The sequence below is a fragment of the Bartonella sp. TT119HLJHH genome, assembly GCF_042193385.1.
In the GTDB taxonomy this organism is placed as follows: domain Bacteria; phylum Pseudomonadota; class Alphaproteobacteria; order Rhizobiales; family Rhizobiaceae; genus Bartonella.
On record NZ_JBHILS010000006.1, the window covers coordinates 21723 to 45361 of the forward strand.

Annotated in this window: 19 protein-coding genes; 12 read left to right on the plus strand and 7 right to left on the minus strand. The window is 37.1% G+C overall.

Annotated features, from left to right (window positions below):
* Positions 1–73 precede the first annotated feature (73 nt).
* Positions 74–1150: an SGNH family hydrolase gene (locus tag ACFIJL_RS04580; protein ID WP_375622957.1), complete on the minus strand. Its 1077-nt coding sequence runs from the start codon at positions 1148–1150 to the stop codon at positions 74–76.
* Positions 1151–1164: 14 nt separating this feature from the next.
* On the minus strand, positions 1165–2421 hold the full coding sequence (locus ACFIJL_RS04585) for a lytic murein transglycosylase (protein ID WP_375622959.1): 1257 nt from the start codon (positions 2419–2421) through the stop codon (positions 1165–1167).
* A 266-nt stretch (positions 2422–2687) separates the two neighbouring features.
* Between ACFIJL_RS04585 and ACFIJL_RS04590 the strand changes: the two genes are divergently transcribed.
* Positions 2688–3614 carry a UTP--glucose-1-phosphate uridylyltransferase gene (locus ACFIJL_RS04590; protein WP_375622961.1) on the plus strand — a complete coding sequence of 309 codons (927 nt, stop codon included), beginning with the start codon at positions 2688–2690 and terminating at the stop codon, positions 3612–3614.
* A gap of 2 nt (positions 3615–3616) precedes the next feature.
* The gene (locus ACFIJL_RS04595) at positions 3617–4609 is read left to right on the plus strand and encodes an SIS domain-containing protein (RefSeq protein ID WP_375622963.1); all 993 of its coding nucleotides are present in this window, start codon (positions 3617–3619) and stop codon (positions 4607–4609) included.
* 275 nt (positions 4610–4884) lie between these two features.
* Here the strand turns inward: ACFIJL_RS04595 and ACFIJL_RS04600 are convergent, their stop codons facing one another.
* Positions 4885–5244 (minus strand): hypothetical protein, encoded by a 360-nt coding sequence (locus ACFIJL_RS04600; protein ID WP_375622965.1) that lies wholly within the window; start codon positions 5242–5244, stop codon positions 4885–4887.
* Positions 5245–5497: 253 nt separating this feature from the next.
* On the opposite strand from ACFIJL_RS04600, the gene ACFIJL_RS04605 reads away from it, so the two are divergent.
* From ACFIJL_RS04605 to guaB, 3 genes are all read left to right on the plus strand, one after another.
* A complete protein-coding gene (locus ACFIJL_RS04605; RefSeq protein ID WP_375622967.1) occupies positions 5498–6883 on the plus strand; it encodes a sigma-54-dependent transcriptional regulator in 1386 nt (461 codons plus the stop codon).
* Between the two features lie 401 nt (positions 6884–7284).
* Complete coding sequence (locus ACFIJL_RS04610; protein WP_375622969.1) at positions 7285–8856, plus strand: phospholipase D family protein; 1572 nt, start codon at positions 7285–7287, stop codon at positions 8854–8856.
* A 150-nt stretch (positions 8857–9006) separates the two neighbouring features.
* A complete protein-coding gene (gene guaB, locus ACFIJL_RS04615) occupies positions 9007–10506 on the plus strand; it encodes an IMP dehydrogenase (protein ID WP_375622971.1) in 1500 nt (499 codons plus the stop codon).
* A gap of 176 nt (positions 10507–10682) precedes the next feature.
* Here the strand turns inward: guaB and ACFIJL_RS04620 are convergent, their stop codons facing one another.
* Positions 10683–10829, minus strand: a complete 147-nt coding sequence (locus ACFIJL_RS04620; RefSeq protein ID WP_375622973.1) for a hypothetical protein — start codon at positions 10827–10829, stop codon at positions 10683–10685.
* A gap of 454 nt (positions 10830–11283) precedes the next feature.
* Here ACFIJL_RS04620 and ACFIJL_RS04625 point away from each other — a divergent pair, with 454 nt between their 5' ends.
* The 7 genes from ACFIJL_RS04625 to ACFIJL_RS04655 all read left to right on the plus strand — a co-directional run bounded on the left by ACFIJL_RS04625 (position 11284) and on the right by ACFIJL_RS04655 (position 20131).
* Positions 11284–12570, plus strand: a complete 1287-nt coding sequence (locus tag ACFIJL_RS04625) for an RsmB/NOP family class I SAM-dependent RNA methyltransferase (RefSeq protein ID WP_375622975.1) — start codon at positions 11284–11286, stop codon at positions 12568–12570.
* 132 nt (positions 12571–12702) lie between these two features.
* Entirely contained in the window at positions 12703–14259 is a 1557-nt protein-coding gene (gene guaA, locus ACFIJL_RS04630; protein ID WP_375623105.1) for a glutamine-hydrolyzing GMP synthase, read from the plus strand.
* A gap of 169 nt (positions 14260–14428) precedes the next feature.
* On the plus strand, positions 14429–15151 hold the full coding sequence (locus ACFIJL_RS04635) for a glycerophosphodiester phosphodiesterase (RefSeq protein WP_375622977.1): 723 nt from the start codon (positions 14429–14431) through the stop codon (positions 15149–15151).
* A gap of 754 nt (positions 15152–15905) precedes the next feature.
* Positions 15906–17240, plus strand: a complete 1335-nt coding sequence (gene ugpB / locus ACFIJL_RS04640) for a sn-glycerol-3-phosphate ABC transporter substrate-binding protein UgpB (protein WP_375622979.1) — start codon at positions 15906–15908, stop codon at positions 17238–17240.
* A gap of 95 nt (positions 17241–17335) precedes the next feature.
* Positions 17336–18220, plus strand: coding sequence for a sn-glycerol-3-phosphate ABC transporter permease UgpA (ugpA, locus tag ACFIJL_RS04645; RefSeq protein WP_375622981.1), 885 nt, complete (start codon positions 17336–17338; stop codon positions 18218–18220).
* A gap of 10 nt (positions 18221–18230) precedes the next feature.
* Positions 18231–19082 carry a sn-glycerol-3-phosphate ABC transporter permease UgpE gene (gene ugpE / locus ACFIJL_RS04650; protein WP_375622983.1) on the plus strand — a complete coding sequence of 284 codons (852 nt, stop codon included), beginning with the start codon at positions 18231–18233 and terminating at the stop codon, positions 19080–19082.
* Positions 19083–19084: 2 nt separating this feature from the next.
* Positions 19085–20131 carry a sn-glycerol-3-phosphate import ATP-binding protein UgpC gene (locus ACFIJL_RS04655; protein WP_375622985.1) on the plus strand — a complete coding sequence of 349 codons (1047 nt, stop codon included), beginning with the start codon at positions 19085–19087 and terminating at the stop codon, positions 20129–20131.
* 612 nt (positions 20132–20743) lie between these two features.
* On the opposite strand, the gene ACFIJL_RS04660 is transcribed toward ACFIJL_RS04655, so the two are convergent.
* The 3 genes from ACFIJL_RS04660 to ACFIJL_RS04670 are packed head-to-tail and all read right to left on the minus strand — an operon-like array spanning position 20744 to position 23294.
* Positions 20744–21658: a metal ABC transporter solute-binding protein, Zn/Mn family gene (locus ACFIJL_RS04660; RefSeq protein ID WP_375622987.1), complete on the minus strand. Its 915-nt coding sequence runs from the start codon at positions 21656–21658 to the stop codon at positions 20744–20746.
* Positions 21659–21668: 10 nt separating this feature from the next.
* Complete coding sequence (locus ACFIJL_RS04665; protein WP_375622989.1) at positions 21669–22538, minus strand: metal ABC transporter permease; 870 nt, start codon at positions 22536–22538, stop codon at positions 21669–21671.
* A gap of 3 nt (positions 22539–22541) precedes the next feature.
* On the minus strand, positions 22542–23294 hold the full coding sequence (locus tag ACFIJL_RS04670; protein WP_375622991.1) for an ABC transporter ATP-binding protein: 753 nt from the start codon (positions 23292–23294) through the stop codon (positions 22542–22544).
* Positions 23295–23639: the final 345 nt, after the last annotated feature.

Below are 23639 nucleotides of genomic sequence, written 5' to 3' on the forward strand. Positions count from 1 at the left end.
CTGTAAACAGAGTTTTTTATCTTATTCGCTTTTTGTTTATAGAGGAAATTAGATTTTGTATTTTAAATAGACATTATGGGAAAGAAAAATTATCAGCCCGATCTTTTTGATGCCCATTTGGTGGAAACCATGATTTTTTTATAAAACTTGACGTTCTTCTGCCTAGAAGGTGGGTATTTTGTTGTACCATATCATCGAGGCTCATTGGAGGCTGGCGTATAATATTACTTGACTCTTGATTATTTGGCTCTTGTATAAGTTTTTGAATAGCTTTATCGGTTGAGTATGAATTTTCATGAGAAAAGGCATGAAAATTTAAAATATTTTTCAATGGTTTTTCTAAATAAGAGGCAAGTTTTTTCTTTCCTTCAGAGGTGAAATACATGCCATTATTGGTGCGTAATTTGGTTATTTTCCCATTAATATCATAGCCTGAAAAAGAAAAATTTCCTTCTTCATCACTAAAGCCGCTCCAGATATCGAGAAAATACCCTCCTGCTGTTTCGGTTTCTTGTTTATAGAGCGCATTAAAAATTTTCATTTTTTGTGTCAAAAGATCATTTCCAAAAGAAGGCTGACCTATCCATATCCATGATTTTCCAGAGGCATGAAGACTTTCAGCAATTTCGATAATTCTTTGTTTGTAGATGCGCATCCATTCTGACTGATCTGTGTTAATCATGTTATGAGAGTCTGTGATGGGTTGATTATCATTTGCACCGATCATCATGATAATAACATCGGGATTATTTTGATCAATGAGTTTAGAAATATTGCCTTGCCAAGAATAATAATCCGTTCGAACTAAGCCGGAAGCTGGTACTGTGTTGTTCATGATAACGATATCGCTATTATTTATAAAAGACTTCTTAAGTGCATCGGCAACAGCAGAAGCTGCAAAATCCCCTATGACAAGAATGCGCTTTGCATTCTCATTTTTTAGCTTTTGTATGTTTTTTTGTGTTACGATCTTTTTTTGCGGCTTGTCTATTTTTTGTTCTATAATTTGCGGTGGCTGCTGTGTCTGTTTGTTTTGTTGTGACAACCATTTGAAGAAGTTCGTTGCTTTACTTGGGGATGGCTGTAAGATCCCCACAATAGAAAGTGAAAACAGCAATAATGTCAAGTATATCAGGCGAAAAGAAGACAAAACCTTAGTCTCTCTTATTGTTTGCGAAGGAGAAAAAGCACTTGAGATGATGGATATCCATTTGCTTTTAGTCCGTGACGGAGTTGAAAAGCTTTAATTGCTTCGCGAGAGGCTGTTCCGATTTTTCCATCAACATTCCCTTTATAATAGCCCAGTGCCCTTAAGCGCGATTGCAGTTCTTTACATTCTTGGAAAGTAATAGATTGAAAAGGTCTTTGCCAATCATGCACCAATCCAGGATGTCCAGCGATGCGATCAGCAAGAAGGGCAACAGCAAGAGCATAACGATCGGCATTATTATAATGTTTCAGAACAAAGAAATTTTTTGTGACTAAAAATATAGGTCCTTTTTCTCCATCTGGATATTTTAATATTGCTTGTTCAGCTAATGTAGGAAGAGGATGCCCATTTGCGTGTTTTACACCTAATTTTTTCCATTGTTCAAAGGAATACCAGCCTTCAGGAAGGTTTTTCCCCTGCGGCACTTTTACTTCTACTCCCCAAATAAGATTAGGTTTCCAGCCATTTTTATGGAGAAGGTTAGCAGCAGTAGCAAGAGCATCGGGAACAGAGTTCCAAATATCACGCCGTCCATCTTGGTCCATATCAACAGCATAGGCGAGATAACTGCTTGGAATAAATTGTGTATGCCCCAATGCGCCGGCCCAAGATCCAGTAAGTTGAGAGCGGTTAATTTCGCCACTTTGTAGAATTTTCAGAGCAGCAATCAGCTGTGTATATGCATATTTTGCACGTTTTTTATCAGCATAGGCTAGCGTTGCAAGGGAGCGAATGGTATCACGCATTACACTTTTATTGGTTAAAACTTTCCCATAATTGCTTTCCATTGACCAAATAGCAAGCAGAATATTGCGGTCCACACCAAAACGTTTTTCAATTTGAAGAAGCCATTTGTTCCATTTTTGAGTTTGGCGCCGTCCTTCCTCAATTGCAATATCATGGACACGATTATCGAAATAGTTCCATGAAGGAGCAACAAATTCCGGTTGGTATGCGGCGCTTTTTAGAACTTCTGGATCAATGGCATTAACACCTTTAAACGCCATATGAAACGTAGAAGGAGTAATATTTTGAGCAATAGCTATTTTTTTAAACTCTTGAATCCAATGTTTAAATCCGCTGTCAGCATATGAAAGGGGTGCAAAAAACATTAAAAAAGCAGAAAAAATAACGGCAGAGCCAGTGAGAAGAGTTCTCCAAGCTATTGACTTCTCTAAAAAAGAGAAAGTCTTCAATTCTGTTTTTTGCATTTTGAAATCCCCATTAATATTCAATTCATTAGATGTGCAATAACTTTATTTTGTATTTAGTTTAATCGATAATATGATCAAGAAGAGGAGAAAACTGAAATAAATAATTCGTTTTAATCCCTTCAATAAATTCTCAGACTCTTTTTACATTTTTGATTGCCCATTATAATGATAATCAAAACAATAAGATATCTTTTTTACCATTTCGTAAAAACATATGATAAATAAAACAAAAAAGTTATATGAATTCATTGAGGAGGGTGAGTGTGCGTAAAATCCGGAAAGCAGTATTCCCAGTAGCAGGTCTTGGTACGCGTTTTCTTCCTGCGACAAAAACGATTCCTAAAGAAATGCTAACAGTTGTTGATAAACCTGTTATTCAATATGTTATGGATGAGGCGAGGGAAGCTGGTATTGAGCATTTTATTTTTGTAACTGGACGTAACAAAGCCGTTATTGAGGATTATTTTGATGAGCAAGTTGAATTATATACGACACTTGCTGAATGTGGAAAGAAAGAAGATCTTGCACATTTATACCGTTTACAGCCATTACCAGGGTCAACTTCTTTCACTCGGCAACAACAACCTTTGGGATTAGGGCATGCTCTTTGGTGTGCACGTGAATTAGTTGCAGGGGAACCTTTTGCTTTGTTATTACCGGATATGTTGATACAAGCGAAAAAGGGCTGTCTTTCTGAAATGATGAGCCTTTATGAAAAGGTGGGTGGGGGAAATATTATAGCAGTTCAGGAATGCGATCCTAGAGAAACACATAAATATGGTATTGTTGGGAAAGGAAAACAGATTGCAAATGGTTTTGAAATCACAAAAATGGTAGAGAAACCAGCACAAGGAACGGCACCATCAAATTTATATATCAATGGACGTTATATTTTGCAGCCAGAAATTTTTAATATTCTTTCCACTCAAGAACGAGGAGCAGGAAATGAAATTCAATTAACAGATGCGATGATACGGCTTTCAAACGAACAGAATTTTTGGGGTTTGCAATTAGAAGGGCGCACTTTTGATTGCGGTTCTAAAGCTGGTTTTATTGAAGCTAATGTTGCATTTTCTTTAGCCCGCGCTGATATGCACAGCCACATTTCTGCCTCATTGAAAAATTTATTGGAAACCATTAAAATTGAAAATGATGTAGATTTCTCATTTAATTTTATTGATCGAATTTGATTATGACCAGACCATCTCCTCATGTGGCTTTGCAAGGTGCTGTTGCATCGGCGCTTAAAACACTTGCAAGTGAAAAGCAAGGGCTTAAAGCCCTTGAAGAAGCTCTTCTTGGAAGTCTTTCTTCTTCTTTTGAAGCAGCTGTTCAAACTATTAGAAATGCCCGTGGACATGTGGTCATTACTGGTCTTGGGAAAAGTGGTCATATAGGGACAAAAATTGCAGCAACCTTAGCTTCAACAGGAACACCGGCTTTTTTTGTTCATGCTGCAGAAGCCAATCACGGTGATCTTGGTATGATTGGATCTGATGATGTTATTCTTGCTTTATCATGGTCTGGTGAAACTCAAGAGTTAAGTGGCATTATGAGCTATGCTGCACGTTTTCGTATCCCCCTTATTGCAATGACATCAAGTGAGCATTCTGTGTTAGGACGACAAGCTGATATTGTGCTATTATTACCAAAGATAGAAGAGGCTTGTCCCCATGGTTTAGCGCCTACAACTTCAACAATTATGCAATTGGCAATGGGAGATGCATTAGCGGTTTCTCTCTTAGAAATGCGTGGTTTTACCGCAACGGATTTCAAAATATATCATCCTGGTGGTTCTCTTGGTGCAAGCCTCAAATATGTGCGTGATATTATGCATGAGGGTGATAGTATTCCTTTGGTTATGCAGGGAACAGCTATGACTGAAGCGATGAATGTTTTGGTAAAAAAACATTTTGGTTGTGTTGGTGTTGTGAATCAGGAAGGTGAACTAATCGGCATTGTAACTGATGGCGATCTTGCACGTAACATTCATTTTAATTTATCAAAATTTAATGTTGACGAGGTGATGACCAAAGCTCCTAAAGTTGTAAAGCCAAATACACTTGTTGGTGCAGCAACAGCTTTTATTAATGATCATCAGATTGGTGCATTTTTTGTGGTTGAAGATAAAAAACCGATAGGAATTGTTCATTTTCATGATCTTTTGCGCATTGGCGCTGCTTAGATTAAAGTTCCCTACCAAAAAAATGTTATTTTAGGTTAAAATAGATTGAATGATACAAAGTTATAATTTTTTGTGAAATGAGTTTGCTTATGTTTTGTAGAAGAAAATGAGTGTTTTGCGCATTTCATAATGTTTAAAAAATCCTATGGATAGAGATTGTAACAGTCTCTTTGCATATTTTAGAGAGGATTTCCTATTAGGAGGAGAAAGGATATCGCCTCCTGCTTAATGTATGTGCTCCCTCTGTTCTTAAGAGAGGCTTCCCTTGTACTTTGTTAAGATTTTCTCTGAAGAAAAAACTGAGCTCCTGTATGTGAGGTGCAGAGAAGTTGTGTGGCGTCATATGACATTGTACAATTGACTCTAGAAATTGTTCCACGGAGAATAGAGCGTATTTCAATTTCTATATTTTGAGCATTGAGATAATTATATGTCCCTTCTGATAGTTTTTCTTCTGTATCTGCTGCATGCGTTTCAAAAACACCATTGTGGAAAGAAGAAATAATACCATTCTCATCAATCCATTTTCCATCAATTCCAGTTGGCATATTTGAGTTATAATATTGCGAAAAGTTACAGGCACTTAACAGCAAGGTGGTGATTGTAAGACATAAAATATGATAGGTATGTTTCATTTATTGCACTCTATTTAGATTATTTTGCTCTCTAGTTTCTATAACATTATTAAATTACCTCATGAGTCAATATGAAAAATTTGATGAAAATCAATGAAAAAGCAAAAAAATGGAAAAAAATGCCTTAATGTTGTATTTAATTGACAGCTTGATAAAGTTCGTAAGTGAAACACAAGAGGTGAAATATTTCTTATGGTTTACAACAATTTTTATATTAAGCTGCTGAGTAGTCTCAAAGGAGATTATTGACATTATGGTTGGTCCCATTCTTGTTGCGAGTGAAGATTATGGAAGACGTATAGAACTTTCTGCTATGCTGCGAGGTTTTGGTTATCGTGTCATTGAAGCAGAAAATGGTCTCCGTACGATTGATCTTTTACATAGGCGTAAAAACATTGTGCTTGCACTCCTTGATGTCGTTATGAGTGATTTGAGTGTGAGCGATTTGATTAAAATGATTAGAGTTGCTGGTGTTTCTGTTCCTATTGTCGTTATAGCACAACAAGAGAATCAGCATTTACTCCAGAAAGCTTTAACAGCTGGAGCGATTGATTATTGGATCCATCCAGTAACATTATTACGCGTAAGAGTTACTTTGGATATCCTTGCTCTTATTTCTGCCTTGGAGCATGAGGTGCGAGATATTCGGCGAAAAAAAGAGAATCATTTACGGTTTTCTGATCTTTGCGTAAAAAGTAGAGCTATGCAGATAGTGTTAGAACAATCGAGACAAGCAGCAACTTCTTTACAGAATCTTTTGATAGAGGGGGAAGCTGGAACAGGACGTGAGACATTAGCTCGGATTATTCATCATGAGGGATTATTCTCGGAGGGTGTTTTTATTCGCTTTCAATGTTCAGCTATCGTTGATCCAGAAGAAGAAAATCAGCAGTGGTTTAAAGAATTCCTGCCATTGGTTTCTTCTCTTGAAAAAGGGACACTTTGCCTTTGTGATATTGATCGACTTGAGCCCATACAGCAAAAACGGTTTGCTCATTACCTTAAAGAAAGGGAAAGGGATACAAAAGGAGATTTTTTTCCTTTCCGGATCATCGCTATTTCAACATCGCGTTTAAAGGACTTGGTTAATGAGAACTTTTTTTTGCATAGTTTGTTTGAACAATTTTCTCATTTGTCTATTAGCGTCCCTGCTTTACGAGAATTAAGGGATGATTTTCCAGAGATCACACAACGTTTGATTGATCGCATTATTACAGAAACAGGGCGATCACATGTCCATGGTTTAGCAGGCTCTGCTCTTTCCTTGCTTATGCAGTATGATTGGCCTGGCAATAGAAATGAGCTTGAAACCTTTTTATTTCGTGCGATTTTACTCAGTGAAGGACCGTTATTAACTGTTCGAGATTTTCCGCAATTAATGGGAAATTCATTAATGAATGTTCCCAATATCATTGAGGGTAATATGCAAGAAGATGATGAACAAGAATCGATAAAATTTTTGAATACTGATGGGCATGTGCGTACTTTTGCAGAGATGGAACATGATATTATCGAGAAAGCGGTTAAACATTATAAAGGACATATGAGTGAGATTGCACGCCGCCTTCACATTGGTCGCTCTACACTTTATAGAAAAATGGAAGAATTGAGAGCAATAAGAAATCAAGAACGAAAGTAAAATTCATAACAAATCTCTCTTCATGACAAGCATGAGTTTCAAAAAAATAGAGTGGATTTTGATAAAGTCCGTGGGGGGGCTTAAGAAAACAATCATTTATTGTAAAATTTATCTATAGAGTATAATTTTGAGATTTAAATCAAATATAAATTTTATTGTGACTATTTTAATTGTTTGTTTCAATTTATACAATTTTAGTTAAGTTTACATTTATTAAAGCAGAGAGGCATTTTAAAAACTTTTAAATACTACCGCTAAAATTTTTGTGTCATCAATATTAAATTTATACTCTCTTAAGCAAAAAGTGGCATTTTATCTGCTACATGATTAAGATAAAGTGATTAGTGTTATCGTTTGCATTACTGATGATGCGATAGTTTAAAATAGAAAGTTTGCCCTCTTTGCCTTTTTTACAAATTGTTATTGGTTTTGTCCTCTTTTTTTTTATTGCATCTATGTTGGCAATTTATACGTATGGGCGTTTTGTGAAAAGTGCTAGGGGGCAATGTTCTTATGCGTTGCCTATTCAGAAAGATGAAACTAAGCTTGATCGTATTGTCAGTCAATTAGCTGAGAAAGAAAATGGATTGGGGATTGATAAAGATGCCCTTTCCCTCATTATCAGCAATTTGGATGCGTTTTGTGTTCGGGCAATAGGAGCAGCAGAGGCTGGGCGTAGCCTTGATCTGATGTATTATATTTGGGACGATGATTTAACGGGGCGCCTATTATTAAGTGAAATAGTTGAGGCAGCAGATCGGGGTGTTCGGGTACGGCTTCTTTTGGATGATATTAATGCTCAAGCACGTGATCCAGCTTATATTGCGCTAGATAAACATCCTCATATTGAGGTGAGAATGTTTAATCCAGGGCGATCGCGTAAAGGTGGTTTGCGCCGTGGTTTAGAAATTATATTACGGGCAATTACTGTAACACGTAGAATGCATAATAAAGCTTTTATTGTTGATGGCAGGGTCGCTTTTGTAGGAGGACGTAATCTTGCAGATTCTTATTTTGATGCTGGTAAAAAATCCCATTTTCGAGATTTAGATTTGATGTTAATCGGTCCCTCTGTTAAAAAGGTAGAAAGTATCTTTGATGATTTTTGGAATAGTGCTGTTGTTTTGCCAATTCATACTTTGGTTGTTCCTAAAAGCGCAAGTGATCTTAGCTATTGGAAAGATAAATTACGAAAGTTTCGTGATTCCACGGTTGCAAAAGTTTATTTAGATTATGTCAAAGAGCACATTAACTTTAATTGTTTTATCCAAACAGGAAAGCGGTTATTTTTAGCAGACAAAGTTGTTGTTCTTTCTGACCCTCCAGAAAAAGCATTGCGTAAAAAAGCAAGCAATTGGCTTATGAAGGCACTTTCAAAGGTTATTGGAAATGCCCAAAAAACGGTTCAGATTACGTCACCTTATTTTGTTCCTGGTAAGGTTGGCACGCAGAATTTTAGTAATTTGGTTTCAAAGGGTGTTAATGTCAAAATTCTGACAAATTCTTTAGCTGCTACTGATGTCGCATTAGTGCATGGTGGTTATGTACCGTATCGTAAGGCATTGTTGAAAAGTGGTGTTAATCTTTATGAATTAAAAGCGGAAGGCAATACTCATGGGTTACGATTGTTTCGATCGAGTAAGGCAAGTTTACATGCCAAAGCTTTTTTAATTGATCGTAAAACAGCTTTTATTGGATCTTTAAATTTTGATCCAAGATCAGCATCATTAAATACAGAAATGGGCATTCTTTTTGAATGTGCTCCCATTACAGCAAGATTAGATTTGTTGTTTTCTGAAGAAACCACAGGGGAAATGAGCTATCATCTGCGTCTTGGTGATAATAATCGTATTTATTGGGATTTTATTGAAAATGAAAAAAAATATAGCATTGACTATGAGCCAGAAAGCAATTTTTGGCGTCGCGCATTTGCAAAAATAATAAGTTGGTTACCTATTGAATCACAATTGTAAATTTTTATAAACCACACTTAAAAAAATATTTTATTTTTCTTTGCATTTTGTTTGTAGCATGGCATAATTTTTTGCCAATCTACCATGTATGAGAACCGCAGTTGTATTTTAAAGCTCCTTGCGGTGTTTTATTATAAAAGGAATTTTGCTATGGCAAAGATTGTTGAAACGGGGACAGGTGCATTGGCACTGACTTTTGATGATGTACTTTTACAACCCGGTCATTCTCTTGTTATGCCTAGTCAAGTGGATCTCAGTACGCGCATTGCAGCGGATATTAAGCTCAATTTGCCATTGCTTTCTGCAGCAATGGATACGGTAACAGAATCGCGTTTGGCTATTGCGATGGCTCAAGCTGGTGGTCTTGGAGTTATTCATCGTAATATGTCTCCTGCAGAGCAGGCAGAAGAGGTCCGCCAAGTAAAAAAGTTTGAATCTGGTATGGTTGTTAATCCAGTCACCATTGGACCAGATGCAACACTTGAAGAAGCAAAATCTTTGATGCGCTCTCATGGTATTTCCGGTATTCCGGTTGTTGAAAATGGTGCTAAAGGTGAAACTGCTGGACGGCTTGTTGGCATTTTGACAAATAGGGATGTGCGTTTTGCATCGGATCCCAAACAAAAAATTTATGAATTAATGACGCATGAAAATTTAATCACAGTGCGTGAAAATGTTCAACTCAATGAAGCGAAGTATCTTTTGCATCATCATCGTATTGAAAAATTATTAGTTGTGGATGAACAGAATCGTTGTGTCGGACTGATAACAGTTAAGGATATTGAAAAAGCAAAATTAAATCCAAACGCTGCCAAAGATACGCAAGGTCGCTTGCGTGTTGCAGCTGCAAGTAGTGTAGGGAACGATGGGTTTGAGCGGGCTGAACGATTAATTGATGCAGGTGTTGATATTCTAGTGATTGATACTGCACATGGACATTCTCAGCGTGTATTAGACACTGTTGAACGAATTAAAAAGATGACTTCCTCTCCAGCTGTTATTGCTGGGAATGTGGCGACTGCTCAAGCAACGCAGGCATTGATTGACAGTGGTGCAGATGCGGTAAAAGTTGGGATTGGTCCTGGCTCTATTTGCACAACGCGTATAGTTGCTGGTGTCGGTGTACCTCAACTTGCAGCCATTATGAATGCTGCAGAAGTTGCTGAAAAAGCGGGCATTCCCATAATTGCAGATGGAGGGATCAAAGCTTCGGGTGATTTTGCTAAAGCTTTAGCGGGTGGGGCTTGTGCAGCGATGATTGGTTCTCTTTTAGCAGGTACAGAAGAAAGTCCTGGTGAAGTTTATCTATATCAAGGTCGATCTTTTAAAGCCTATCGCGGTATGGGATCTGTTGGTGCTATGGCACGAGGATCGGCTGATCGCTATTTTCAAGATGACGTTCGTGATGAACTTAAGTTGGTTCCTGAAGGTGTGGAGGGGCAGGTGGCTTATAAAGGTCCTATAGCATCAGTTCTACATCAGCTTGCTGGTGGACTTCGTGCTTCGATGGGGTATGTTGGGGCAAAAGATCTCGTAGAGTTTCGTGAAAAAGCAACGTTTGTTCGTATTACGAATGCAGGACTCCATGAAAGTCATACGCATGATGTTTCTATCACACGGGAGAGTCCAAACTATCGTGGGCCAGTTTAAAGATACAAGAGCCTAATGTCATATTGCATCAATATAAAATCTTCCGCAAACAAGGAAGAGAGGCTGTTCTTTTTCTGTTTGTGATTTGGAATAATAATCCTAAAAGGAAAGAATTAGAGGCGAAAACTCTAATTCTTTCTTCAAGACTATGTGAAATAAGTTATATAAAATTAGAATTAACTTTTTGTTGTCTTCCGTCCTGTCTTTGACGCACGTTGGCGAGTGTTTGTCTGATCACTTTGGACGGATTTCTTTGCATTGTTTGAGGGCATTGTATTGTGACGACTTTTAGATGAGGTTGTTTTTCCATTATTATAAGTCATTATTTTCTCCTTTTAAATTGTCTGGCAATTGCCAGTACAATAAAAACGGTCATGCCAAATAGTGGTTCCAAGCATTTTCTAAAAAGTTAATTTTTTGTTGAACGTAAGATGAAATTGTTTAATTTTATGAGAAGACTTTTTCTATTTTTTCAGCAGGATAGCCGTACAAAGATGGGAAATATTTGATTTTTTCGTAATGCATGGCGGAAATAAGTTCTTTATGGATGGCTACGTATCTTTTAACATAAGAGGTAGAAGGATAAAAAGCGACTGGGCAGAAGATAAAGGGAAAAATCTAGATACTCTAAATTAGATTTTATAAAAAAATATGGTCAAATCATTTTAATATTGAATATAAATTTTTGATGGCTTTGAGAAGGTTTCATTGGCAAGAAGGAGGTAATATTATTTTTTTAGATGATTTAAAATTTTATTATTTTAATGGGAGAAATGAATGCGATTAGGTGGGCGTTTGCAAGCGGCAATAGATGTTCTCAAAGAGATAGAAATTAGGTATCGCCCAGTAGGAGAAGCTTTAAAAGATTGGGGTCTTTCTCATCGCTTTGCTGGAGCAGGTGATCGCGCAGCCATTGGTACAATCGTTTATGATGTTTTAAGACGACGATATTCTTTACAATGGCGTATGGAGAGTGATGATATCCGAGATATCGTTTTTGGTGCTTTATTAGATTCTGGAAAAATGACGCTGGAGCAAATTGACGGTGAGTTGGCAGAAGATCGGTTTGCACCGCAGTTATTAGGGGTTAAACAGCGTAAATCATGGCAAGGTCAGCAATTAGTGGATGCTCCAGACTATATTCGTGGTGATATTCCGCAATGGTGTCAAGCGCATTTGCATCCTTTATTTGGTGATAATTGGATCACTGAAGCGGCTGCGTTAGCAACGCGTCCTTCTTTAGACCTACGGGTAAATAACCTAAAGGCAACACCAGAAAAGGTGCTGAAAGAATTAGCAAAAACCAAACTTAAATCTTTTCCATGGTTTAGACAAGCTTTAAGAATTGCACCGATTGAAAAGTTTAATCGTCATCCCAATGTTCAAGTGGAACCAGCTTTTCAAAAAGGACACTTTGAAATACAGGATTTAGGATCTCAAATTGTTGCTCACCTTGTGGAAGCGCAAGAGGGCATGCAGGTATTAGATTATTGTGCAGGTGCTGGGGGCAAAACATTAGCTTTAGCTTCCGATATGAACAATCGTGGGCAAATTTATGCTTATGATTTTGATAAAGTGCGCCTAGCTCCTATTTTTGATCGTCTTCGACGTGCTGGTGTTCGTAATGTACAAACACGAGCACAAAAAGAAGAATTGAAGCCATTAATAGGCCAGATGGATAGAGTTCTACTAGATGCACCATGTAGTGGGACAGGAACATGGCGTCGTCGTCCAGATGCGAAATGGCGTTTAACATTAGAACAAGTGAAACAACGCCAAACAGAACAGAGGGCTATTTTGAATGAAGCGATAGCTTATCTTAAGCCAAATGGGCGCTTAATCTATATTACCTGTTCTCTTTTTACAGATGAAAATGAGGAACAAATTTCCCATTTTCTTCAACAACATTCTCATTTTTCTCCAATAGATATGCCAGCGCTTTGGCAAAAACATTTTAGTTTTTCTCCTGTGCAACCAGTTTTTTCAAATTATGGACTTACTTTGTCGCCGGCCACAACACAAACAGATGGGTTCTTTTTATCTGTGTTGCAAAAAAAACATTGATCCATATTTTTGCACTTTTTATCATAAACTTTACGAGAATAATCTTTTTCTTAAGAAAACAGGCTTGTGAAAAGAGAAAGATTGAATCATAACTCTCATGAGTTTTCTTTTACAATTGTTGATTGGTTTTCTATGAGCATATCACATCCAGACACTGTTCTTATTATTGACTTTGGTTCACAAGTTACACAACTTATTGCACGACGGGTGCGAGCAATGGGGGTATACTGTGAAATTGTTCCTTTTCAATTAGCTTTAGAAGCTATTAGACGGATCAATCCTAAAGCTATTGTTTTATCAGGGAGTCCTTATTCCGTTATTGATGAGGGCTCTCCGCGTGCTCCAATGGAAATTTTTGAGGCGGGTATTCCGATTCTGGGTATTTGCTATGGTGAACAAGTCATGTGTGTTCAGCTTGGAGGAAAGGTTGAAGTTGGGCATGAGCGTGAATTTGGGCGTGCTTTTTTGGAAGTGCAAGAAGAGAGTGCCCTTTTTGATGGAGTGTGGAAAAAAGGTTCTCGTTATCAAGTATGGATGAGCCATGGTGACCGTGTGGCAGCTTTACCAGAAGGTTTTCGTGTCATAGGAACCTCAAAAGGAGCTCCCTATGCGGCTATTGCGGATGAAAAAAGACATTTTTATGCGGTACAGTTTCATCCTGAAGTTATCCATACACACAATGGTACAAAACTTTTGCAAAATTTTGTTCATAAGATCTCTGCTATTAAAGGCAATTGGTCAATGGCTTCTTATCGTGAGCAGGCAATTGCTACGATACGACAAAAAGTTGGGAAAAGTCGTGTGATTTGTGGTCTTTCAGGGGGAGTGGATTCATCTGTTGTAGCGGTACTCCTTCATGAAGCTATAGGAGATCAACTGACATGTATTTTGGTAGACCATGGGCTGATGCGCAAGAATGAAGCTGAAGAAGTTCTCACGCTCTTTCGTGATCATTATAATATAGAGCTTATTCATGTTAATGCTGCCGATATATTTCTTAATGCTTTAGAAGGTGAGACAGATCCAGAAAAAAAGCGCAAAACGATTGGTCGCCTTTTTATTGAAGTTTTTGAAGAAGAAACTAAAAAAATAGGAGGTGCAGAGTTTTTAGCACAAGGAACACTTTATCCAGATGTTATTGAGAGTGTGTCTGCTATTGGTAAAACGGTAACCATTAAAAGCCATCATAATGTGGGTGGGCTACCAGAACAGATGAAGATGAAACTTGTAGAACCGTTGCGTGAGCTCTTTAAGGATGAAGTTCGCTCGCTAGGGCGAGAGTTAGGGCTACCGGAGCAGTTTATTGGTCGCCATCCTTTTCCAGGTCCCGGCCTTGCAATTCGGTGTCCAGGTGCTGTAACACGTGAAAAATTAGAAATTTTACGCGAAGCAGATGCTATTTATCTTGAGGAAATCCGTAAGGCCGGTCTTTATGATGAAATTTGGCAAGCTTTTGCTGTTCTTCTTCCAGTTCAAACTGTTGGTGTTATGGGGGATGATCGCACTTATGAATTTGTTTGTGCTCTTCGCGCTGTCACATCTGTAGATGGAATGACCGCTGATTTTTATCCCTATGATATGGCATTTTTAAGTAAGACAGCAGCACGTATTATTAACGAAGTTAGAGGGATTAATCGTGTTGTATATGATGTAACCTCAAAGCCTCCTGGTACCATTGAATGGGAATAATTGAAATGAAGGATAAGCCTTTTTCAGAATAAAATATGACTGAGGGTTTGATATTCAGAAAAATGTAGAAAAAATCTTTAAAAATGATTGTGCATTTTCATGTGATATAAGTCTTTATCTGAAAATCTGTACGTCAATATATTGAAAAGTGAGAAGTATGAAATTTTGCATGTCTGAGAAAAAAATTGTTGCACATCGTGGTGGAGCTCATCTTTATCCTGAAAATACTCTTTCTGCATTTAATAATGCCATAGCGTTAGGTGTTGATGAAGTTGAATGTGATGTTCACTTACTGAAAAGCGGTGAGGTGGTTGTCTTTCACGATTTTTATCTAGAGCAATTGGTTGGCAAAAAGGGATATATTCACGACATTGATAATGAAATACGCAAACAACTCTGCGTGAAAGGAAGCCGAGAAGCACCTCCTTTATTAGAAGAGGTGCTTGATCTTCTAGCGCCAACGAATGTTGCGTTACATCTTGAAATCAAAACATGTGGTGAAGTGGAGCGTGAAACAATATTATCCCAAAAAGCGCTTGCGCTCATAAAAAGCCGCAATTTAACAGAACGGGTTTCTGCAATTAGTTTTGATCCTTTAGTCCTTCGTCCTTTTATTGAAGCAGGAATACCATCTGGTCCATGTGTTGATAATTTTGAAGGTGATATGGACCGTCATTTTTCTGAATGGAAACAATTGGGATATTCTGATCTCAGTTTAAATGGTTCTATTGTTTCACAGAACTTTATTGAATCAGCTCTTGGGGCTGGTTTTACTGTAGGAGTATGGACGATCAACGGAAAAGCTCGGTTATCACATTGGCTTGATATGCCTGTACATTATATTACGACAGATCAACCTGATCTTGCATTGAAATTGCGAGCACAAAGGTAAAAAATATATATTTTATAAAAGAAACTCCTGTACCTTCATAAAGCTAGTATGATGGAAAAAATATCTAATATATAACAATAATACATTGATTTATAATGCTAATTAATAGTTTATTCATATAATTAAGAGACCTTAATACGTCAGTTTCTCTTATTTCAAATATTTTTACAATGAATCAATCAAAATCATTCGTTTTCACATTACAAGCAGGGTTGGTGTGTGGATAAAAAATTATTGAGAAAAGAATAAAAATATTCATTTAACGTATTTCAAATGCAAGACTTGTTGAAGCATGAGGGTCTCATATGATGATGTTCTTTTGCACTTTTATGAAGTGTAAAATGATGGCATACAAAAAGTCTTAGACACTTTAGTGGAGAGGCTTTATGGCTTATTTTATAGGAGCTATCATGAAATGTAGAGGTATTGAAAGATTTTTTAACAGCATGGAAATTGGTAATACAGTGTCATTTTGTTTTGCGTGAGGGGTGTGATCTCGTTACAGGGAAAGAGACTATTAGGCGCTCAAAATGATTTTTTTAATTTTAAGAGAAATTCTATTTGTCTCTTCGTTAATACATAAGAAAGCTTATAAAAGAAAATGAATAAATTTAAACAAATTCATTTGACCTTTTGGTGGTTCCTGTTTAAATGAGAGAATATGTTTCTGAAATAAAACTGTCATAGCATGTTCATGTGTAATACTATAAATTTAGGGGTAGTTTGTATTCCATCACTTCAGAAAGGGTGAACCATGAGTCGTTTTTATCTTTCCATAGCGGCCACGGTTGCTATCATAATGTCTACAGCGGGGGTGACAGCAAGTTTTGCACAGACAAAAATCAGCTTTTGGCATTCTATGAGTGGTGAATTAGGAAAGCAAACTGAAAGTCTTATTAACGATTTTAATGCGAGTCAGTCTGAATATAAAGTTATTTCTTCATATCGCGGTGAGTATGAAGAGGGTTTGATTTCACTCATTGCAGCATTTCGTGGAAAGAAACAGCCAGTGCTCGCTCAAATTTATGACGTTGGTACTGGAACTATGATGGCAGCAAAAGGCGCAATCTATCCATTTTATCAACTTATGGCTGATACAAAACAAGAGTTCGATTCTACAGATTATTTTCCTGCTATTAGTGGCTATTACTCCGATGAACAGGGGCGTATGGTTTCTATGCCATTCAATATTTCAACACCCATCCTTTATTATAACAAAGATATCTTTAAAAAAGCAGGGCTTGATCCAGAACAGCCTCCTAAAACGTGGCAAGATATAGAAGATTTTTCCAAAAAAATTCTTGAGACTAAAGCGGCAACGTGTGGTTTTACAATGACTTATGCCGCTCAATGGATTGGTATAGAAAACTTTTCAGCGTTGCATAATGTTCCTTTTGGAACGAAGGAAAATGGCTTTAAAGGATTTGATTCAGAACTTACATTTAATGGACCTTTACAAGTACATATGTGGACTGACCTAAAAAAGTGGTCTGATCAAGGTATTTTCCGCTATGGTGGTCCTGCTGGCGCATTAGATTCAACACCAATGTTTATGGCACAAAATTGTGCAATTTTAATGCAATCTTCAGGATCATATGCTGGAATTGTTTCTGAAGCTCAGTTTAATGTGGGGGTTGGTATGCTACCGTACTATAAGGATGTAGAAGGAGCACCGCAAAATTCAGTTATTGGGGGAGCTTCTATTTGGACGTTTAAGGGCCATACCGCAAAGGAATATGCGGGGGCAGCCGCTTTTCTTAAATTTCTTTCAAAAACAGAAAATCAAGCAAGATGGCATCAGGAGACAGGTTATCTTCCAACCACAAAAGCAACTTATGAATTGAGCAAAAAACAACATTTCTATGAGAAAACGCCAGGTGCCGATATAGCTATCAAGCAGATCAATCTTAATCCTCCAACAGTTAATTCGAAAGGGATAAGATTTGGTAATTTACCACAAATCCGTGCCATTCTTGATCAAGAGTTGGAAGCTGTTCTTAGTGGTTCAAAAACACCGAAAGATGGTTTAGATGAGACCGTTAAACGTGGAAATAAACTTTTGCGTGAATTTGAAAAATCTAATCATTAATTTCGTTTTATTGTTAAACATTAAAGACTCAACAAAAACAGTTGAGTCCTTTTTGTTTGTCTTTTTAAAGTCTCTACATTTAAAGAGCCCTACGAATGCAAGAAAAACATGCATATTTTAAAAATAGTCTCCTTTCTTACGGATTGCTTTTTCCTCAGCTTCTTGTGACTTTTTTGTTTTTCTTTTGGCCTGCTGCTCAAGCAATAAAATCATCTTTTGAGCGTGAAGACCCTTTTGGCTTTACAGCAACCTTTATTGGTTTTGAAAATTATCTAACCGTTCTTTCTGATCCTGCTTATCTGCAATCACTTCTTACAACCGCAGTATTTTCCATCTCAGTTACTGTCGTATCAATGACAATATCGCTTCTTTTAGCTGTCTGTGTTGATCGTGTCATCTGTGCAAAAAAGGCTTATACAATGCTTTTGCTTTGGCCCTATGCTGTTGCTCCAGTATTGGCAGGTATATTATGGTTGTTTATCTTTCATCCCACTATTGGGATTATCCCTTTTCTTCTCGAAAAAATAGGGGTTTTATGGAATTATCGTATTAATGGCAATCAAGCGATGCTTCTTATTGTCATTGCGGCTAGCTGGAAACAGATTTCTTACAATTTTCTCTTTTTTCTTACAGGTCTTCAGTCCGTTCCGCGTTCTCAAATAGAAGCCGCAGCTATTGATGGTGCTGGTCCCTTTAAACGATTTTGGACGGTGGTCTTTCCGCAAATTTCACCAACGACATTTTTTCTTCTTATCGTTAATGTCAATTATGTTATGTTTGATACTTTTGGTATCATTGATAGCACAACTTCTGGAGGTCCTGCGCGTGCAACGAGCATCCTCGTCTATAAAGTATATGATGATGGCTTTAGAAATCAAATAATCGGTGCATCGGCAGTACAATCAACACTATTGATGTTGATGGTTATTGTCTTAACGTTTATCCAATTTCGCTGGATTGAGCGTCGTGTACAATATTAGGAAATAAGTTATGGTTGAAAATCGCCCTGTTTTGAAATTTCTAACCCATATAACGCTTATTGTTGGTATTATCATTATTTGCTTTCCAGTTTATGTTGCTATGATTGCATCAACTCATAGTTCAGCAGCATTTAACTCAGGAACACTTCCTCTTTTGCCTGGGAAGTATGCTCTGGAAAATTATAAAACAATCTTTGGTGATGGCCTTGCACAGCTGGGTTTGCCCAACCTCTGGCCACTCTTAATGAATTCACTCATTATGGCTCTTGGGATTAGTATTGGAAAAATTATTATTTCACTTTTGTCTGCTTATGCAATTGTTTACATGCGTTTTCCCTTCCGAAAAACTGCTTTTGTTCTTATTTTTGTTACATTGATGCTCCCTGTCGAAGTTCGTATTCTTCCAACCTATGAGATTGTTGCGAAATTGGGGATGGTTAACACTTATAGTGGAATGATTATTCCACTTATTGCATCTGCAACTGCTACATTTTTATTTCGCCAGTTTTTTTTGACTGTTCCAGATGAACTCTTAGAGGCGGCACGTGTTGATGGTGCAGGTCCAGTTAAATTTTTTAAGGATATTCTTCTTCCTCTTAGTAAAAGCAATATCGCTGCTTTATTTATCATTATGTTCATTTATGGATGGATACAATATCTCTGGCCTCTTATCATCACAACGGATCAAAATCATCAAACGATCCTTATTATTTTAAAACAGCTTATTGTCGAATCACTTCAACATGATCCTCAATGGAATATACTCATGGCAGTATCGGTTGTTGCCATGGTTCCCCCTGTTCTTGTTGTTATCTTCATGCAGCGGCTTTTTATCAAAGGCCTTATTGAAACGGAGAAGTAATTGTGGCCATAATCCAGTTATCAAATATAAAAAAACAGTATGACAACGGCATTCTGGTCATTGATGATTTAAACTTAACTATTGCCGATAAAGAACTTCTTGTTCTTGTTGGTCCTTCAGGGTGTGGAAAATCAACCTTATTACGTATTATTGCAGGGCTTGAACAAGTTACCTCAGGTGAACTACGTATTGATAACGAACGTATCAATGATCGTGAACCCGCTGATCGTGATGTTGCTATGGTTTTTCAAAATTATGCTCTTTATCCCCATATGACAGTTCGTGGAAATTTAGAATATGGTCTTAAAAATCGAAAAACCCCTAAAGAAGAAATTAAAAAACGTATCGCACATGCTGCAAAACTTTTGGAAATAGAACCATTTCTTGATCGTAAACCACGACAATTATCAGGAGGACAACGCCAGCGTGTAGCAATGGGGCGTGTGATTGTACGTCAACCCCGTGTTTTTCTCTTTGATGAACCTCTTTCAAATCTTGATGCAAAATTACGGGCACAAATGTGTATTGAGATAAAAACACTACAGCGTTCATTAGGAACAACCAGCCTCTATGTTACCCATGATCAACTAGAAGCTATGACATTAGCTGATAGAATAGTCGTTTTGAATAAAGGAGCTATCGAGCAAATTGGAACACCAATGGAAATTTACGATACTCCAGCAACAACATTTGTTGCTGATTTTATTGGTTCTCCTCCTATGAATTTTCTTGATCGCCATGTCTTAGAACAACATTTAGGGCATTCATTTACTTATAGCGAAGAAACAGATCTTTTAGCCTTCAGACCTGAAATAATCTTATTGGGCGAACATCCAGATAAAGGACCAGTCTTTCACACAAAAATTGAGCTTATCAAGCCTATTGGAACAGGTTGCCATGTTTTAACGCGTTGGAATGGTATCATCTTTACGATTGAAATAAAAGAGCGCTTGACACACGAATATGGTCAAAAACTAAGTTTCACAGTTGCTCATCAGAATTTTCATACTTTTAATAAAAACACAGGAAAGCGCACAAATAATAAGTAAGCATTAATTGATGTGACACGACTCTCTTTTATGCTGTGTCATGATAATGTTGTGTTTTGACTTTCTTGATTACATTCACAAAATCAGAGTATAACCGATGAGATTAAAAATAAAATTTTAAAAGTTTTGGTAATGGTCCATTGTCACATGATGTTGAGAATATTCGAAACACTCATATAATGAAATCTTGCACTTTTATGGTCTATAAGAAGGATATTATTTTCAAACATCAAACATAATAAAGTTCTTTTCATTGTAGAAAAACATCAAGAGATAATAACCATTTATTAACCATATTTCTTCTCATTTAGAAAGGTACTTTATCAATAAAAAACAATCTATTATTATCTATTTCCTGATGTAATAATTTATGTATCTTATAAAGAATGAATAAGAAAAATAGAGAGAGAAAATTATTCATAAATGATGGCACTATGCACCTTATATCTTAACTTTGATCCATTTTAGCATCTATAGGGTATAAATTTTTTCTGTAAAATCAACTTTGTTTTATATCATTGTCACCAATCATGAGGATTGAGTATCATTGGTAACATAATCATAGATCTATGATTTTATGAATTTTTTCTTCTCTCTTTCGTAGAAGATTTTTTAAGGTTTCGTGATAGCATCAATGATGGTATTTACATTATGTTCCATCATATCGAGATAAGTTGCTGCAGGGCCATTTTTGTTTGACAATGCATCAGAATAAAGTGTTCCACCAATTGTTAAACCTGTTTCTTTTGCAATCTGTTTTATGAGACGGGGATTAGAGATATTTTCAACGAATAGGGCAGCTGCCTTATTGGTTTTAATTTGTTTTATAAGTTTAGCAACATCGGCTGCGGTTGCTTCAGCTTCTGTTGAAGCACTTTGAGGGGCAAGGATAGTAAAACCATATTCCTTGGCAAAATAGCCAAAGGCATCATGAGATGTGATAATGATACGTTTATCTTTAGGAATGGCAGCAATTTTTGTTTTCAGGGTATCTTGTGCTATTTTAAGTTTTTGGATGTAGGTTTCGGCATTTTTTTTGTAGCTGGTACAGGATTGTGGATCGATTTTACAAAAAGCAGCAGCGATATTCTTCACATAGATTTCGACATTGGGAATTGTTTGCCAAGCGTGTGGATCAATAACGCTGTGATGATGGGCATCATGTTCTTGTTTTTTCATTTCGAGAGGGGGTATATTATCACTAACTTTGACAAGAAGTGCTTTTGTACCGCTTGCTGTGATGAGGCGGTCAATGAACCCCTCTAAATGAAGTCCGTTGATGAAAATAATTTGAGCATTTCTAAGAGCTTGAGCATCATGAGGAGTAGGTTCATAAGTGTGGGTATTCGCATTGGGACCTACAAAAGTGGTCATAGAGATATGGTTGTCTCCTACATTTTTTACGAGATCTGCGAGAATGGAAAAGCTCGCAACAACTTTTATTTTATTGTGTGCAGAAGCAGAAAATGGAGAAAGGGCAAGCAATAAAGCTCCAAGAAGAGCAAATTTTTGAGCAAACTTAGGCACATTTTTTTCCTTAAAGTGAGGAGGTATAGAAGAGGTGGGGAAACCATGTTACAATAAAGCCACGTGGGCTTATCAAACAGGAAACAAGATAAATAAATCCTGCGGCCATGATGATAGCTGGGCCGGAGGGAAGTGAAAGATGAAAAGAAAGCAGGAGACCACATACGCTAGAAATGATTCCAAAAAGAGTGGAAAGCGCGCAAATAGGGCCTAGCCGTGAAAACCAAAAACGGGCTGTAATGGCTGGAATCATCATAATGCCAACGGAGAGTAATGTTCCTAGTGATTGAAAGCCTCCAACCAGATTCAACACCACAAGTCCAAGCAATGAAATATGAATATATTTACTCAATGGAGAGAGTGATTTAAAAAAGAGGGGGTCAAAGCTTTCTAAAACGAGTGCACGCCAAAAAATACAAAGGCTGCAGAGTGTAATCAGCATTATAGTAGTGATTAACCAAAGGGCTTGTGCATCAAGTGCAAGAACCGATCCGAATAAGAGATGAAGCAACTCAATTGTTGAGTCTTTCAGTGAGATAATAATAACACCTGACGCGAGTGCAATAAGATAAAAGACGGTCATTGATGCATCTTCTTTCTGAAAGCTGTTTCGTGAAATCAAAATGGTTGCTAAAGCAACAATAATACCAGCGAAGATGCCACCAAGAGTCATAGATATGAGGGAAAAACCACAAATCAGAAAAGCAGTTGCAACACCAGGAAGAATGGCATGAGAAATAGCATCTCCTGTCAAGCTCATTCCACGGAGCATCAAAAATACACCAACAGGACAAGCGCTAATAGACAGGAAAATAGAACCGATAAGGGCGTTTTGCATAAATTGGAAATCAACAAAGGGGGCAAGAAAAAATGCATACACGTCTTATAACCTAAGAAAGAGAGGATCATTGATGGGAAGATTTTGTTTTTGTGCGCTAATAGGGAAAGAATTGGATGTGAGAGATGGCATAACGTGATAAAGGGTGTTGTTTAAAAACTGTGTTGTTTCTCCATAAAAGGCGTTTTGTTGATCAATTTGAATCATTTGGGGGAAAAATTCTTGCACGATGAGAGGGTTATGGAGTGCTGTGAGAACTGTGCGTCCTTGCTGTTGCCAGCATGTAATCAGTGCAAGAAGATCTTTTTGGGTATTATGATCTACACCATTGAAAGGTTCATCAAGCAAAATAATATTGGCATCTTGTACAATGATACGTGCAAAAAGAGCGCGTTGCAATTGCCCGCCTGATAATGTTTCAAGCGAACGGGGTGCGAGTTCTGTAAGCCCAACCATTTTAAGAGCATTTTGAATCTTAGAATCATAAGGGCGCTGGTTTTTCCATAATCCACAAAAAGACCACAATCCTGTTTTTACAAGCGTTTTCACATCAATTGGAAATGTTTGATCTACATCACATTGCTGAGCAAGATAAGCAATGCGGCTTTTTTTTGGTTTTGTAATTTTTCCTTTAAGAGGTTTAATCAATCCGGCGATGGCTTTTAGCAGTGTTGATTTTCCAGCGCCATTATCACCTGTTATTGCAACCAATGAACCAGCTTTTAACTTTGCTGAAAAGTTCTTTATTGCTATTCTATTCCTATAGCCTAATGTTGTCTTATTGAAGTGCAGATCCATATTTTTTACCATCATTGCTTATTATTTGGGAAACTATGTAATAATATAACGTTTGTCAACAAAATGTTATATTATTACATAGTTTTGAGTACTGAAAATTTTAGTGTGAAGATCGTGGAAAATTAAAAATAATAATTGAATTCACCTTGACGAAAGAGAGAGAGTATATACTATATATAGTATCAAAATGATTGGTGATTCTAAATAAGCACAAGAGAGGGTGTTAGTGTGTTTCGTTTGGTATCTAAGTTATTTCCATTATTGTAAAGAGTTTATTGGCCAAAGGTATAGCAGTATTTTTACTGAAGAATCTCTTTTGGAAGGATTCCCTTTCGTTTTTGTAAT

What these genes read in the sequence shown, in the direction of transcription:
- ACFIJL_RS04585 (WP_375622959.1), bottom strand. Translation starts at nt 2,421, where the DNA reads ATGCAAAAAACAGAATTGAAGACTTTCTCTTTTTTAGAGAAGTCAATA.
- ACFIJL_RS04595 (WP_375622963.1), top strand. Translation starts at nt 3,617, where the DNA reads ATGACCAGACCATCTCCTCATGTGGCTTTGCAAGGTGCTGTTGCATCG.
- ACFIJL_RS04600 (WP_375622965.1), bottom strand. Translation starts at nt 5,244, where the DNA reads ATGAAACATACCTATCATATTTTATGTCTTACAATCACCACCTTGCTG.
- ACFIJL_RS04605 (WP_375622967.1), top strand. Translation starts at nt 5,498, where the DNA reads ATGGTTGGTCCCATTCTTGTTGCGAGTGAAGATTATGGAAGACGTATA.
- guaB (WP_375622971.1), top strand. Translation starts at nt 9,007, where the DNA reads ATGGCAAAGATTGTTGAAACGGGGACAGGTGCATTGGCACTGACTTTT.
- ACFIJL_RS04620 (WP_375622973.1), bottom strand. Translation starts at nt 10,829, where the DNA reads ATGACTTATAATAATGGAAAAACAACCTCATCTAAAAGTCGTCACAAT.
- ACFIJL_RS04625 (WP_375622975.1), top strand. Translation starts at nt 11,284, where the DNA reads ATGCGATTAGGTGGGCGTTTGCAAGCGGCAATAGATGTTCTCAAAGAG.
- guaA (WP_375623105.1), top strand. Translation starts at nt 12,703, where the DNA reads ATGAGCATATCACATCCAGACACTGTTCTTATTATTGACTTTGGTTCA.
- ACFIJL_RS04635 (WP_375622977.1), top strand. Translation starts at nt 14,429, where the DNA reads ATGTCTGAGAAAAAAATTGTTGCACATCGTGGTGGAGCTCATCTTTAT.
- ugpB (WP_375622979.1), top strand. Translation starts at nt 15,906, where the DNA reads ATGAGTCGTTTTTATCTTTCCATAGCGGCCACGGTTGCTATCATAATG.
- ugpA (WP_375622981.1), top strand. Translation starts at nt 17,336, where the DNA reads ATGCAAGAAAAACATGCATATTTTAAAAATAGTCTCCTTTCTTACGGA.
- ugpE (WP_375622983.1), top strand. Translation starts at nt 18,231, where the DNA reads ATGGTTGAAAATCGCCCTGTTTTGAAATTTCTAACCCATATAACGCTT.
- ACFIJL_RS04670 (WP_375622991.1), bottom strand. Translation starts at nt 23,294, where the DNA reads ATGGATCTGCACTTCAATAAGACAACATTAGGCTATAGGAATAGAATA.